Annotated in this window: 13 protein-coding genes; 5 read left to right on the top strand and 8 right to left on the bottom strand. The window is 45.1% G+C overall.

The genetic code is table 11. From position 1 onward, the window contains the following. Window positions 1-279 precede the first annotated feature (279 nt). The gene (locus tag IM485_RS06235) at window positions 280-729 is read right to left on the bottom strand and encodes a hypothetical protein (RefSeq protein WP_104397043.1); all 450 of its coding nucleotides are present in this window, start codon (window positions 727-729) and stop codon (window positions 280-282) included. 259 nt (window positions 730-988) lie between these two features. Next, window positions 989-2,959 carry an acetate--CoA ligase gene (gene acs / locus IM485_RS06230; RefSeq protein WP_287741990.1) on the bottom strand — a complete coding sequence of 657 codons (1,971 nt, stop codon included), beginning with the start codon at window positions 2,957-2,959 and terminating at the stop codon, window positions 989-991. 251 nt (window positions 2,960-3,210) lie between these two features. On the opposite strand from acs, the gene psaC reads away from it, so the two are divergent. Continuing rightward, a complete protein-coding gene (gene psaC, locus IM485_RS06225; protein ID WP_002764973.1) occupies window positions 3,211-3,456 on the top strand; it encodes a photosystem I iron-sulfur center protein PsaC in 246 nt (81 codons plus the stop codon). A gap of 102 nt (window positions 3,457-3,558) precedes the next feature. On the opposite strand, the gene IM485_RS06220 is transcribed toward psaC, so the two are convergent. Next, entirely contained in the window at window positions 3,559-4,269 is a 711-nt protein-coding gene (locus IM485_RS06220; RefSeq protein WP_287741988.1) for a Uma2 family endonuclease, read from the bottom strand. 75 nt (window positions 4,270-4,344) lie between these two features. On the opposite strand from IM485_RS06220, the gene IM485_RS06215 reads away from it, so the two are divergent. After that, window positions 4,345-5,073 (top strand): ABC transporter ATP-binding protein, encoded by a 729-nt coding sequence (locus IM485_RS06215; RefSeq protein WP_287741986.1) that lies wholly within the window; start codon window positions 4,345-4,347, stop codon window positions 5,071-5,073. Between the two features lie 2 nt (window positions 5,074-5,075). Here the strand turns inward: IM485_RS06215 and IM485_RS06210 are convergent, their stop codons facing one another. After that, window positions 5,076-5,846, bottom strand: coding sequence for a class II glutamine amidotransferase (locus IM485_RS06210; RefSeq protein ID WP_287741982.1), 771 nt, complete (start codon window positions 5,844-5,846; stop codon window positions 5,076-5,078). A 446-nt stretch (window positions 5,847-6,292) separates the two neighbouring features. On the opposite strand from IM485_RS06210, the gene thrC reads away from it, so the two are divergent. Next, entirely contained in the window at window positions 6,293-7,402 is a 1,110-nt protein-coding gene (gene thrC, locus IM485_RS06205) for a threonine synthase (protein ID WP_002777539.1), read from the top strand. Between the two features lie 30 nt (window positions 7,403-7,432). Here thrC and hisB read toward each other — a convergent pair whose 3' ends face one another. The 3 genes from hisB to IM485_RS06190 form a co-directional block, all read right to left on the bottom strand. Next, a complete protein-coding gene (hisB, locus tag IM485_RS06200; protein ID WP_104397039.1) occupies window positions 7,433-8,062 on the bottom strand; it encodes an imidazoleglycerol-phosphate dehydratase HisB in 630 nt (209 codons plus the stop codon). 205 nt (window positions 8,063-8,267) lie between these two features. After that, on the bottom strand, window positions 8,268-9,764 hold the full coding sequence (locus IM485_RS06195; protein ID WP_287741976.1) for an energy transducer TonB: 1,497 nt from the start codon (window positions 9,762-9,764) through the stop codon (window positions 8,268-8,270). Between the two features lie 165 nt (window positions 9,765-9,929). Further along, window positions 9,930-10,613, bottom strand: a complete 684-nt coding sequence (locus tag IM485_RS06190) for a hypothetical protein (protein WP_287741974.1) — start codon at window positions 10,611-10,613, stop codon at window positions 9,930-9,932. A 499-nt stretch (window positions 10,614-11,112) separates the two neighbouring features. On the opposite strand from IM485_RS06190, the gene IM485_RS06185 reads away from it, so the two are divergent. Beyond that, complete coding sequence (locus IM485_RS06185) at window positions 11,113-11,325, top strand: CAB/ELIP/HLIP family chlorophyll-binding protein (protein ID WP_002732553.1); 213 nt, start codon at window positions 11,113-11,115, stop codon at window positions 11,323-11,325. 58 nt (window positions 11,326-11,383) lie between these two features. On the opposite strand, the gene dapF is transcribed toward IM485_RS06185, so the two are convergent. Next, window positions 11,384-12,229 (bottom strand): diaminopimelate epimerase, encoded by an 846-nt coding sequence (gene dapF, locus IM485_RS06180; RefSeq protein ID WP_287741972.1) that lies wholly within the window; start codon window positions 12,227-12,229, stop codon window positions 11,384-11,386. A gap of 61 nt (window positions 12,230-12,290) precedes the next feature. On the opposite strand from dapF, the gene IM485_RS06175 reads away from it, so the two are divergent. Continuing rightward, window positions 12,291-12,503 carry an Hfq-related RNA-binding protein gene (locus IM485_RS06175; RefSeq protein WP_002733331.1) on the top strand — a complete coding sequence of 71 codons (213 nt, stop codon included), beginning with the start codon at window positions 12,291-12,293 and terminating at the stop codon, window positions 12,501-12,503. The last annotated feature ends 441 nt before the right edge of the window (window positions 12,504-12,944 follow it).

Raw genomic sequence — 12,944 nt, 5'->3', positions numbered from 1 at the left:
CAGGTGGTCAATTACCTAATTTTCAGGGAAAAAATCCCTAAATTTTCCCCCCAATCACTCCAATGGTAGGCACTTTTTCAGGGAAAAAAAGTCTAAAAGCCTTATCCAACAAGGTTTTTAGATTTATTCAGCAAACCCTAATTATTAATATTAGTTATCAGTCATTTGAAGTAGCCAGACAAAATTCAAGTTAATGCTAAGAGAAGGGAACAAGGAACAGCGACAATTAATTAACAGCCTTTCTCATAAAACTGTTATATAGCAATTCTCTTGCTGAGATTAGGGATTATTGTTGATAAAAAAACTTCTAAATCCCACGGCTAGTAAGGAACCACTTAGGACAGTTATCAATGTCCAAATTTGATTTTTTTGGGTTCCTTCGACTTTCTCTAAGCGTTTATTCATGTCATCAAATTTACTATCAAGAGTTTTAATATCACCTTTAACTTCCGTGAGTTCAATCTTTAAATCGGTAGTATCTTTTTGAATAGTTTTGACATCAGCTTTTATTTCCGCTTGTCCATTCTCGATCACCTTCAATCGATTGTCAACCTCAATCAGTCGAGTTTCCATGGTAGTGAGTCGAGTTTCCATGGTAGTGAGTCGATTGTCCATGGTAGTGAGTCGATTGTCGATCTCGTTGAATCGATGTTCGATTATCTTCTGTCCATTGAGGATTAAATCTTCTAGTCTTTTTAAATCATTATCGGTAGTAGTGGTGGTGGTCATTGATTAAACTCCTATAATTTCAATTCGCTCTTATCTTTACTATTATACTAAATCCGTTTTTAATCCTGTGATTAACTCCCAAGTTATGGATTGTTTCTCCCCACTTCCCCACTTCCCCTATACCTTTTCAACAGGATTTATTATTAGCTATAGATTTGCTGCTTGAGCAAATATGTTCACCGAGGATCACTCCCGTTAGAGTGAGATAAGATTAACTCTTATTCCTCACCCTAACTACTAGGAAAAACCAGCAATTAAATTAGGCACCTTGCCGCAATTTATCCAAAACCGATCGATCTTCTAGAGTAGAAGTATCACCAGAAATCTCTTGACCTGATGCTAAAGTTCGCAAGAGACGACGCATAATTTTACCCGATCGCGTTTTTGGCAGCACATCGGTAAAACGGATTTCTCCCGGTCGAGCAATAATGCCAATTTCCTTGACAACGTGATCCTTTAATGCTTGCGCTAACTCCGGACTCGCTTCATAATGCCCCTCGAGAGTCACAAAAGCATAGACTTCTTCCCCTTTAATTTCATCCGGTCGTCCCACCACAGCCGCCTCTGCTACCGCAGGATGGGATACTAAAGCTGATTCGATCTCCATTGTCCCTAAACGGTGGCCAGAAACGCTAATCACGTCATCAACGCGCCCCATTACCCAGAAATAACCGTCCTCGTCCTGACGACTACCATCCCCAGCAAAATAGAGATATTGGCCATCTTTGGGGGCAATCTGTTCCCAGTAGGTATTACGGAAGCGATCGGGATTTTTATAGACTGTTCGCATCATACCGGGCCAGGGATGTTTGACCACCAGATAACCCCCCTCATTCGCTTGGGCGGGATTACCGTCTAAGTCCACCACTTCGGCCATAATACCGGGGAAAGGCAGGGTTGCTGACCCCGGTTTGGTGGCAATTGCCCCGGGTAAGGGAGTAATCATAATTCCCCCGGTTTCCGTTTGCCACCAAGTATCGACAATCGGACATTTTTCCTTACCGATAACTCGGTGATACCACATCCACGCTTCCGGGTTAATCGGTTCTCCCACAGTTCCCAGTAAGCGCAAAGAGGATAAATCCCGGCTATTGGGGATATCTTCACCCATTTTGATAAAAGCGCGGATAGCAGTGGGGGCAGTATAAAAGATATTAACGCGATATTTCTCGATTACATCCCAAAAACAGCCTAAATTAGAGGGACGGGGAACCCCTTCATACATTACCGTGGTGGCACCATTGGAAAGCGGTCCGTAAACGATATAACTATGGCCGGTAATCCAACCCACATCGGCAGTACACCAGTAAACATCGGTGTCTTTCAGGTCAAAAATCCATTTGCAGGTGACATGGGTGTAGAGATTATAACCGCCGGTGGTGTGGACGACTCCTTTCGGTTTGCCGGTGGAACCACTGGTATAGAGGATAAATAACATATCTTCGCTATCCATGGGTTCGGCCGGACAGTTAGCAGATACCTGTTTTTGTAGATCATGCCACCAGTAATCGCGATCGGCAACCATATTGATGGGTTCCTTGCTGCGCTGGACAACGAGAACTTTTTCCACACTGGGGGCGCTATTATCGGCTAGAGCCAGATCCACCTGTTCCTTGAGGGCAACTACTTTATCCTTGCGGAAACCACCATCGGCAGTGATTACCACCTTAGCGGCCGCATCATTAAGACGATCGCGCAAAGCATCGGCACTAAATCCCCCAAAAACTACACTGTGGGGCGCGCCAATTCTGGCACAGGCTAACATGGCGATGGCCGCCTCGGGAATCATCGGCATATAAATTCCGACCACATCGCCTTTTTTAACGCCTAATTCCTTTAAAGCGTTGGCAAATTGACACACTTCTCGGTGTAGCTGTTCGTAGGTAATGGTGCGGCTGTCCCCCGGTTCTCCTTCCCAGATGATGGCGGCTTTATTGCGTCTCCAGGTGGTGAGATGTCTGTCAATACAGTTGTAACAAATATTAATCTTGCCGTTGACGAACCATTTAGCAAAGGGGGGCTGCCAGTCAAGAGTCTCTGACCATTTTTCAAACCAATATAGTTCTTTTTCGGCTAATTGGGCCCAAAAAGCCTGGGGATCGGCCTTGGCTTTGGCGTAGAGTTGCTGGTATTCTTCAAAGCTTTTAATGGTGGCATTCTGAGCAAATTCGGCACTGGGGGGAAACAGCCGATTTTCCTGTAGGATCGATTCGATCGCTATTTCTGTCATACTGGCAAACGAAATAAATTATCTTGCGATCCAGATTACCTTTTTCGGTTCCCCCCGTAACCTTGGCAAGCAATTCTTTAAGGCTATTTTAGGATTACTCGATCCCCAACTAGCGATCGCCATTTTGCCCCAAGTGTTACAGAGTTTAAAGTTATGTCACCGATCAAGCGATGAACAGATCGCTGTAAGGTAAACTAACCGATAAACCCGAAATTTAACATGGAGAACACTCGGTAAGGAGTCATAATTCAATGTCTCATAGCGTTAAAATTTACGATACCTGTATCGGTTGCACCCAATGCGTTCGGGCTTGTCCCCTCGACGTGCTGGAAATGGTCCCCTGGGATGGCTGTAAAGCTGCCCAGATTGCCTCTTCCCCCCGCACGGAAGATTGTGTTGGTTGCAAACGTTGCGAAACCGCTTGTCCGACGGATTTCTTAAGCATTCGGGTTTATCTCGGAGCAGAAACCACCCGCAGCATGGGTCTAGCCTACTAGGCCCGGCAATCATTCTGTGTTTATCATTTAGCGAAAACTAATCTTGTTAAGAGGACTAACCAGTCCTCTTTTTTCGTTATACTCCCGTCGCTAGTGAAGATTTTAGTTAGGTAATTCTCCAAAAAGTTGACGATATTTTTGCAGTTTTGCCTCCATTTCTACTAACTGCTGATTGGCCTGTTCAGCCCGTTGGCGTTCATTTTCAGCCCGTTGGCGTTCATTTTCAGCCCGTTGCTTTTCCTGCTCCAGTAGTTGATTAATTTCGCTGTAGGACAAGAATTGAGTACCATCAGGACGATAAATTTTTAACTCGTCGGTTAAGGCAAAACGAATGCCTAAACGGGGACTCACCCAATTATTAACCTCACTAACACTGTCTAAACTGTCACCAATTCGCTGCCAAGCTTCTAGACTATTATCATCGGGATCATAGACGTAGTATTCTTGGACTCCATAGCGATCATAAAATAGCAATTTTTTGGCCATTTCGATGGAGGTATTACTGGGAGAAAGAATCTCAAAGACGACTTGAGGAGCAAGATTATCTTCTTGCCATTGTTTGTAGGAACCTCGATCGCCTTTCGGTCTGCCAAATACTACCATCGTATCAGGAGCGGCGGCAATTTTCGGCTGGCCTTCCACGGGATACCACAACAGATCCCCCGCTACAAATACCTGGGGATCATCGATATATAACCAGTCGAGATTCTGCTTAATCGTTACTATCCAGTGAAATTGTTTAGTATTATCTGCCATCGGTTTACCGTCGCTCTCAGGATAGATAATCTCGTTTTTGTTAACTTGACTAACCATGGGGAATACCTGCCGAACTCATTGGGCTATTTTTATTATATAATAAATTTGAACTAAGTAAGGAAAAGACCGATCTTGATTTTAGAACTAGAGCAAGTAAATTTAGCTATCCGACGCGGCAGCGCTTATCTGTTAGAAGATATTACTTTTAGCATCAAGCAAGGAGAAAAGTTAGCTATTGTCGGAGCATCTGGGGCAGGAAAAACGACTCTTTTGCGATTGTTAAATCGTTTGCAGGAACCCAGCACGGGAAATATTTATTTTCAGGGTAAATCGATTAGGGAAATACCGGTTATTTCCCTGCGACAACAGATAGTTTTATTGCTACAAGAGTCGAAGTTATTGGGTATGACTGTTCGAGATGCTCTCGCTTATCCTTTGCAATTGAAAAAACTTACCCCTGCCGAAATTAATCAGAGAATTGACCATTGGACATCCCTATTAAAAATTCCTCAACAGTGGTTTGAGCGCGGGGAGTTAGAATTATCTTTAGGACAAAGACAATTAGTAGCAATTACCAGAGCTTTGCTGTTAGAACCGAGCATACTGTTATTAGATGAACCCACCTCCGCTCTAGATACAGGCACGGCCAGCAGGTTATTAGAAGTATTAAATAATCAAAGTTCAATGACGATAATTATGGTCAATCATCAACTGGATTTTTTAGAGGAATTTGCCGAGCGAGTCATTTATATAGAAGCGGGAAAAATTGGATCAAATTGCCTTGCTAATCAATTAGATTGGTTAGGGCTAAAAACTCAGTTAATTGATTTAGAAAAATCTCGACAAAGTGACCACTGGTAAGATTAACTTAAAATTGCTGCGCCCTCCTGAAAAACTAATAATTCTCCTGAATTAATCGCTGTCCAAACTTCATTATCAGTTAAGGGAGTAGTGGCAATAATTGCGACTTGATCGCCGGGATGAGCTAAAGCTTGAAAATCAACGCTCACATCTTCATCAATTAAATGAGCATGGGCAAAAGGATATTGACGGATTATATAGCTTAATTTTGTCGAACAATGGGCAAAAAAATGTTCACCATCGGATAAAAGATAATTAAAAATTCCTTGACAAGCGATAGAGTTTGTGATAGTTTTTAGGACTTGATAGAGTTGTTGTAGGGAAGGTTTGCCCTGGGGAAAAGTCTCTCGCAGGGTATTAAGAATTAAACAGAAAGCTTTTTCCGAATCCGTCTCCCCAACTGGTTGATAAAAATCTCCCGCAGCCGGTGAGAAATTTTCTAAATTACCATTATGGGCAAAAACCCAATATTTCCCCCACAATTCCCGCCGAAAAGGATGACAGTTTTCTAGTTTAATTTCTCCTTGGGTGGCTTTGCGAATATGGGCGATAACATTGGTAGAATGGATGGGATAGTTTTTAATTAATTCCGCAATCGGAGAAGCGATCGAGGGTTTAACATCAATAAAAGTTCGACAACCTAAACCCTCAAAAAAAGCAATTCCCCAACCGTCTCGATGTTCGTCGGTTTTTCCTCCCCGCGCACAAAATCCCTCGAAGGAAAAACAGATATCCGTGGGGACATTACAATTCATGCCTAGAAGTTGACACATAGTTGCTTGAGTTTGAACATCAGATGCGTGGAAAATTATTTACTGCCAGCAGCCGTGACAGGAGACAGGAGAATTTTTTCCAGCTGCCTCTTGCCTATCCTAGCTAAGAAATTAATCTGGCACTACTACTAATTAGGATTTACTGAAAAAATTTGTTGGTTGGTGTGGGGTTTTACCGATTTTCAGAAGGTTTTTAGATTTATTCAGTAAATCCTAATTAAATCAACCTCTGAAAGACAAAAAGGGCAAAAAATCAGATTTTTAGCGATAAAATAACAATTTTTTGCCTAAAAGCCCATTTATTTGCTGTTATTGTCTTTTATCTCCCTGCATCCCTGTTTTAACTCCCATGAATCTGAATCGGGCGATCGAGATTAATTTTTTGGACTGCTTATTCGATAAAATAGGAAATCGGGCCATCTAATCAAATCTGTATCCTTAAGGCTATGACAATTATTTCTCGATCGATCCCCCAATCACCCACTAAATCCTTGTCTATCGGCGGCTGGCGCGGTTTGATCGAAGAATATCGCCAATTTCTGCCCGTAAGCAGTAAAACCCCTGTAATTACCCTCCTAGAAGGCAATACACCCCTGATCCCCGCCCCTTATCTCTCAGCACAAATCGGGCGCGATGTCAAGGTTTTTGTCAAATATGATGGTTTAAATCCCACCGGCAGCTTTAAAGACCGGGGCATGACCATGGCCATCTCGAAAGCTAAGGAAGAAGGGGCAAAAGCGGTGATTTGTGCCAGTACCGGCAACACCTCGGCGGCGGCTGCTGCCTATGCAAGAAGAGCCGGGATGCGGGCCTTTGTGATTATCCCCGACGGTTATGTGGCCTTAGGAAAATTAGCCCAGGCTTTATTGTACGGGGCCGAAGTCATCGCTATTAATGGCAACTTCGATGATGCCCTCAAGATTGTCCGCCAACTATCAGAAAATTATCCCGTAACTTTAGTCAATTCCGTCAATCCCTACCGTTTAGAGGGTCAAAAAACCGCCGCTTTCGAGATTGTCGATGTCTTGGGTAATGCCCCCGACTGGTTATGTATTCCCGTGGGTAATGCGGGCAATATTAGCGCCTATTGGATGGGATTCTGTCAGTATCACCAGATAGGTAAATGTGACCGACTGCCGAAGATGATGGGTTTTCAGGCCGCCGGGGCTGCCCCTTTTATCTCCAAACAACCGGTTGACCATCCCGAAACCCTAGCTACGGCTATCCGTATCGGCAACCCCGCTAACTGGGAAAAAGCCTGGGCTGCTAGTCACGCTAGTCAAGGGCAATTTCACGCAGTCAGCGATGAGGAAATATTGGCAGCCTATCGGATTTTAGGGGGCCAAGAGGGGGTTTTCTGTGAACCAGCCAGCGCCGCTTCTGTGGCAGGATTATTAAAAGTGCATCAACAGGTTCCCGATGGGGCCACCGTGGTGTGTGTTTTAACCGGAAATGGCCTAAAAGACCCGGATTCGGCGGTAAAACACAGCAATAATCAACTAAAATCTGGGATTGCTCCCGAATTAACCCAAGTGGCTCAAATTATGGGCTTCTAAGCTAACGTTAATTCGGGTTAAGCAGTGCTTCTATAAAACTCCCTTAGAACTGGGAATTATACCGGCGCGACGGGGATCGATCGCTATGGCCCCACTCATCGCCCGGGCAAAAGCTTTAAAAGTAGCCTCAATAATATGATGGGAATTAATCCCGTCTAATTGGCGAATATGTAGGGTCATTTGACTGTGATTGACCAAAGCAACGAAAAATTCCCGCACTAGCTGAGTATCGTAGGTTCCCACTCTTTGGGTGGGAATTTCTAGACCATAACTGAGGTGGGGACGACCGGAAAAATCGAGGGCAACTTGCACTAAAGCTTCATCGAGAGGGGCGACAAAATGCCCGAAACGGACGATCCCTTTTTTGTCCCCCAAAGCTTGCAGTAAAGCTTGTCCGAGGGTGATTCCCACGTCTTCATTGGTGTGATGGTCATCAATTTCTAGATCTCCGGTGGCAAGCACATCGAGATCGATTGCGGCGTGGGAGGCGATTTGCTGCAACATATGATCAAGAAAAGGAATTCCTGTCTGGGCGCGACAATTGCCGCTACCATCAAGATCGATCGTCACCTGTACATCGGTTTCTTTGGTAGTACGACTAACGGAGGCGCGACGGCAAGGTGAGACAAAAGAATCGGGTATCTGGGAAGTGGAAATCATTGAAGTAAAAATAAGTAGGTAGCCGTTAAAAATTATCAGATGCCCCCTTATCAAGGGGGGACTAAGGGGGGATCGGCACCCCCTTATCAAGGGGGGCAGGGGGGATCGAATCATTGACTAGGGAGATGAGAGTTTTTTTCAGTGATCAGTGAACTTAAAACTCACATCTGATAACTGATAACTGATAACTGATAACTGAAAAGGCCTAACTTTCTGGTTCAGTTTTAGCTTCCGCCGGCGGACCCGGGGGCAAAGCTTCCTCGCTCAGGGGTTGAGGATTTTGGCTAGTGGGGGGACCGGCGGGGGAAACCTCCGGCTGATTAAGAGCGGGGGTTTGGGGAGGAGTTTCTGGGGCTTTTTGCTCGATTATCGCTTCTTTGGGCGTTTCTGGCTGGGTTGGGACTGGATTTGGCCCTGTGGTTGCGGGGGGCTTGACGTTATCCGGTTGGGGACTAACGGCGGGTTGCGGGGTTTGATTGGGACGAAGCGGGGTTTCAGTTGCCGGCGTTACGGGGGGGGAGTTACGGGTATTGAGGTTACTACCCTCCGGTTTTGGGGGATTAGCGATCGCACCTCGGCACACTTCCGGGTTAGGGGCAAAACTGACTTGCACCCGATAGATTCTCGACTCACCACTGGGATTATTAAAGCGAGTTAAGCGCACTTCCCTATCCCCCTGTTGATTGAAAATCGGGAAGCCGGCACTTTTAATTAACTGGGGTTCACTGCTGAGGCGGCCTTGACCATCCACCGTCACCCCATAAACCGCCGTCCCCGCTAATTGACGGGAACAAGCCGTAGCGGGATAATTACCGGTCAAATTGACGGTAGTTATGCCTCCGCTACCCTGATTGGGCCGATTTAGTTCATTTGCGGCGTTAGGATTAGTTTTTCGGACTCTGGCCAGCCAATCCACCAGATTTCTCCTGGCCTCCTCGTTACTGGTATTGCTTTTGTCCGCCTCCAGGGAGCGCAAACGTTCCCGCATTTCCCACATTAATTGTTGACGACGCTGTTCATCGAGGGGAGATTGACCATTCGGCTCCGAAGTGCGGGCCAAGGAATTGTTTAATTGTTCCTGCGCCTGTTGCGATGCACTAAGGGGCGAATTTCGCAATTCATCTGGAGTTAGATTATCTCGGTAGGGATCAAAGTAAGGCTGGAGCTGCTGGTTATTAGTCTCCCTAGGTAGATTATCATTGCCCTGCCCGGTGGTAACAGCAGGAGGATCGGGTAAATTGGGGGTAGAAGTGGGAAAATTGCGAGGAATCGGTAATCTACCCGAAGGGAAGATAGATGCCGAGGCAGAAGAAGAGATATTGATGGGGGGTAAAGGAGGTAAGGAAGGTAAAGGGGGAAGGGAAGAAACCGAGGGTAAAGGAGGTAAGGTGCTGTTATGGATGCCATCCATGGGGGGGAGAGGAGGCAAAGAGGAAGAAGACGAATTGAGGTTAGGCAGTCCGGGTAAGCTGGACAGGGAGGAGTCAAGACTGGGAAGACGTGACTGCTCTAGAGGATTCAATTCAATCAGATTGACGTTGCGTAATTCCTTTTTTGGCTCCTGCGCTGGATTATTGAGGAAATTAGGTAAGATAATCGCTAAAATTAGGCCGTGAATACCAAGAGAAGCGGCGAACGAGAGATTATTAGAGTTAATTAGTTTATTTTCTTCGGTTTCTAGACCAAAATAGGAGGATGTCATAATCTAGTTAATTGAGCAGAGCCTTGAGGGGAAAAGTTAACTCTATTCTAATCGTCAAGGCGATTTTTTTTTCTTGAGGGCGGGGAATTAATTGGTGTCAGTACCCCACCACCCCACACCCCACACCCCACACCCCACACCTAGGAAAAACTTTTTCAGTCAACCCTACTTATACTGCGATCGAGCCACAGCTTTTAATTTGGGATATAATTCCGAAGGGTCTAACAAAGGGATAAACTCATCGATTACCAGCTTAAAATTAGCCGAAAAATTCTCCCTAGTTCCATGACCGTTAGGCGATTTAGGCAATGATTCTAATTCAGGGAATTTGGGCGTTTCTGGGGTTAACTGCGAGAATAACTCCTCCACATCACTCATCCCTTTGCGAGGATCATCAAAAAGAGAAGTTTCTAAGTTGAATAAAGAATCTTTACCTATGGCTACTGTGCCATTATTATCGGTTTTTCCCGCTTGTGGCTCTGGATAAGGCCGCTCAAGGGTGGCAGAAAGTATATTGACCTTTTCCTGTTTAGGGATAACTGCTGTTTTTTTGCCATTTAACTGGGAATCTGGCAAGTTTTTACAAACCAAGCGCTCGAATTCCCCCGTAAAATGAAAGGTAGGATGGCCGCGACGGTGCCAAATTTTGAGAATTTCCTCCACCGAAATGACTTTGTAACGTCCCTGATAGAGTGCCTCTAAAATCGCCATGCGAATCCAATTGAGCGAATAGATGGGCAACCAGCGCTCGATTAATTCCTGCGCTTTGTATCCTCTCATTTCAAATCGATATTGGTTGAGTATAGTCGCTATCTGCATCAGGTTGATCTCTGGGCTAATCTCTGCCATGGAATTTACAAAAATAGTGAGCGCAATCGTTATGGCTACTAGGCACTCCGCATCTTAAGATTTTATTCGGGGTTTTTCCTAGCGGTTTTTACCTATTCTCCCCACACTTACTCTTTCTAGTATCTTCGCTCAAGGTTAGTTAACTCCCTAACGTCGGGTTCGCTTTTGGTGGCAATTTATCCCCCGCTAACCCCTACGCGGTTTAACGGCACTCCTCTGGCGGCCTTAAGATAGTTTTTGTCTTTCCTTTGATCGGGCGATCAAGTTTACACCTCTTTATTAGCACAACTTGAGTAATTTGTCAAGGAAAAGGCAAAATTTCCTCAATAAACCCAAGGGAGATAGAACTATAGCACTACCCTGACAGCCTAGAGCCTTGCCGTTGAGTGACCACCTCATCGAGGTTTTCTGAGTCTCCAGAAATTTTTTGTTAAAACTTGCAACATAACTTAACAATGTGTTACACTTCTTAACATAAGCATACAAAAGGAGCCTCCCCATGACTGCCCGCGGCTACACCACCGAAGAACAAGGAAGACTGAATAATTTTGCTGTGGAACCGAAAATGTACGTTGATAGTTCTAGCAGTCTCGGTTTTACCAAAAAAGCTGAAAAATTGAATGGCAGACTAGCCATGATTGGCTTTGTCTCTCTTTTAGCCATTGAATTGTTAACCGGTAAAGGAATTATTGCTTGGATTACCAGTCTCTAAGAATTAACAATCCCGTTGCGTTGTTCGGGGAGTTCAGTCCCCGTCCAGACGGGGTGGTTTAGATGGGGTAAATGCCCTCAAAAACAGCTTTAGCAGGACCTGTCATGTAAACCCGGTTATCGGTTTGAGACCAGTGAATCTGAAGACAACCACCGGGCAGTTCCACGGTACAACGGCGATCGCATTTGCCCGCCAACAGGGCCGCCACCACCACCGCACAAGCACCAGTCCCACAAGCGAGAGTAATTCCCGCTCCTCTTTCCCAGACACGCATCTTCATATAATCTGGCGCGATTACCTCCGCGAACTCCACATTAGTCCGCTGGGGAAAAACCGGGTGATGCTCAAATTTCGGCCCGATAGTTTCTAGGGGAATAGAAGCCAGATCATCCACAAAAGTGACACAGTGGGGATTACCCATACTAACGCAAGTAACTAACCAATCTTTGCCCTCCACCTCTAGGGGAACAGCGAGGACTTTTTCTGACCCCTTGACCAAAGTGGTGGGGATTTCACTGCCGAGGAGTTGCGGCGGCCCCATATCGACCGTTACCTGTTCATTAGCTTCTAAACGGGGAATTATCGTTCCTGCTAGAGTATGAATGCGATAGGTGCGGCCAATGGTGTTGTTAGCCTCTAAACGGGCGATAAATTGGGCTAGACAGCGAATACCGTTACCACACATCTCCGGTTCTGAACCATCGGAGTTGAAAATTCTCATGGTGTAGTCGGTTGCTGCTTGGCCAGGAAGCGCAAAAATCACGCCATCAGCGCCGATGCCAAAATGTCGATCGCACATAGCCACGGCCATTTCCGCTGTGATCAGGGGTTCGGGACTGTGACGGTTATCTATCAAAATAAAATCATTGCCCAGGCCTTGATATTTGGTAAAGGGGATTTTCATGGTCAATAAAAGCTGCTCAACAGGAATAATAGAGGATGAACACCTCGTCGATAAACTCATTATGTCTCAATTTGATCCCGGTCTGCCTAGTATTAAACAAGTACAGAGCTATATTCAAGAGAAACGGGAAGTAGAAATTAAGTTAAGCACCGATGATTTGCTCGTTGGTCGCATCCTTTGGCAAGATGCTAACTGTCTATACCTAGTTGATCACTACGATAAACCCACTTTAATTTGGCAACAGTCTCTAGTTTATTTAAGACCTAAAGCCTAGGAGGAAATCAGACCCATCAAAAATTCATTATCCACATCTAGACTTTTATCCCAATATTCCTGTCTTAATTTTTGCACTCTTTCTGTTGCTTTTGCGGATGGGTGCAGAGTTTTTTTGCAGTTTACTCTCATTAGCTATCGATAATAAGTAAGTAGTTATAATTCAATTGAAGATAGATTTTGCCTCTGATCCCCCCTGCCCCCCTTGATAAGGGGGGTGCCGATAGGCGGGGGGATCCCCCCTGCCCCCTGACAGGGGGACAAGCAAGCTGAAAAGCTTATGTAGCATGGAATACAGATATCGACTCCAAAAAAAGATAGGTCATATATAGTAAATATGACCTAAATAACGAAAATGATAAGTGAATTATACCAGAAAGTGTTAGAAAATGAACTGGGGCGAGCCAGATATCTACTGTTGTTAATGGTAGTTGGAACCTTG

Origin of the sequence: Microcystis sp. M169S2 (assembly GCF_020245865.1) — a bacterium.
GTDB classification, from domain to species: domain Bacteria; phylum Cyanobacteriota; class Cyanobacteriia; order Cyanobacteriales; family Microcystaceae; genus Microcystis; species Microcystis ichthyoblabe_A.
The sequence above is the reverse complement of the archived record's forward strand: the minus strand, read 5'-3'. Positions and strand labels throughout refer to the sequence as shown.

Bases quoted from the DNA above. Each gene is read 5' to 3' on its own strand.
- dapF (WP_287741972.1), bottom strand. From the start codon at position 12,229: ATGAAAATCCCCTTTACCAAATATCAAGGCCTGGGCAATGATTTTATT.
- IM485_RS06185 (WP_002732553.1), top strand. From the start codon at position 11,113: ATGACTGCCCGCGGCTACACCACCGAAGAACAAGGAAGACTGAATAAT.
- psaC (WP_002764973.1), top strand. From the start codon at position 3,211: ATGTCTCATAGCGTTAAAATTTACGATACCTGTATCGGTTGCACCCAA.
- IM485_RS06220 (WP_287741988.1), bottom strand. From the start codon at position 4,269: ATGGTTAGTCAAGTTAACAAAAACGAGATTATCTATCCTGAGAGCGAC.
- hisB (WP_104397039.1), bottom strand. From the start codon at position 8,062: ATGATTTCCACTTCCCAGATACCCGATTCTTTTGTCTCACCTTGCCGT.
- IM485_RS06235 (WP_104397043.1), bottom strand. From the start codon at position 729: ATGACCACCACCACTACTACCGATAATGATTTAAAAAGACTAGAAGAT.
- acs (WP_287741990.1), bottom strand. From the start codon at position 2,959: ATGACAGAAATAGCGATCGAATCGATCCTACAGGAAAATCGGCTGTTT.
- IM485_RS06210 (WP_287741982.1), bottom strand. From the start codon at position 5,846: ATGTGTCAACTTCTAGGCATGAATTGTAATGTCCCCACGGATATCTGT.
- IM485_RS06175 (WP_002733331.1), top strand. From the start codon at position 12,291: ATGTCTCAATTTGATCCCGGTCTGCCTAGTATTAAACAAGTACAGAGC.
- IM485_RS06190 (WP_287741974.1), bottom strand. From the start codon at position 10,613: ATGGCAGAGATTAGCCCAGAGATCAACCTGATGCAGATAGCGACTATA.
- thrC (WP_002777539.1), top strand. From the start codon at position 6,293: ATGACAATTATTTCTCGATCGATCCCCCAATCACCCACTAAATCCTTG.
- IM485_RS06195 (WP_287741976.1), bottom strand. From the start codon at position 9,764: ATGACATCCTCCTATTTTGGTCTAGAAACCGAAGAAAATAAACTAATT.